The following is a 246-nucleotide window of genomic DNA, read 5'->3' as shown; positions in this document are numbered from 1 at the left end:
AATGGCAGCAACTGTTTTTCCAGGAACGATATAGCGAAACCACCCTTACCGATAACCCCGATTTCCTCATGTTAGCCAGCGCCTTCGGCATCCCTGGCCAACACATCACCCGTAAAGACCAGGTTGAAGCGGCACTCGACACCATGCTGAACAGTGATGGGCCATACCTGCTTCATGTCTCAATCGACGAACTTGAGAACGTCTGGCCGCTGGTGCCGCCTGGTGCCAGTAATTCAGAAATGTTGG

The 246-nt window shown here is 52.8% G+C and carries 1 protein-coding gene; it reads left to right on the top strand.

Going from position 1 to position 246, the window contains the following annotated elements; all coding sequences use genetic code 11:
* On the top strand, window positions 1-246 hold a 246-nt coding region (locus R2R70_RS22330), incomplete at both ends, for a thiamine pyrophosphate-dependent enzyme (protein ID WP_410979248.1).

It is taken from the genome of Cobetia sp. SIMBA_158, assembly GCF_046566945.1.
In the GTDB taxonomy this organism is placed as follows: Bacteria; Pseudomonadota; Gammaproteobacteria; order Pseudomonadales; family Halomonadaceae; genus Cobetia; species Cobetia amphilecti.
Note: the sequence above shows the minus strand (reverse complement) of the source record. Positions and strands in the feature narration are given on the sequence as shown.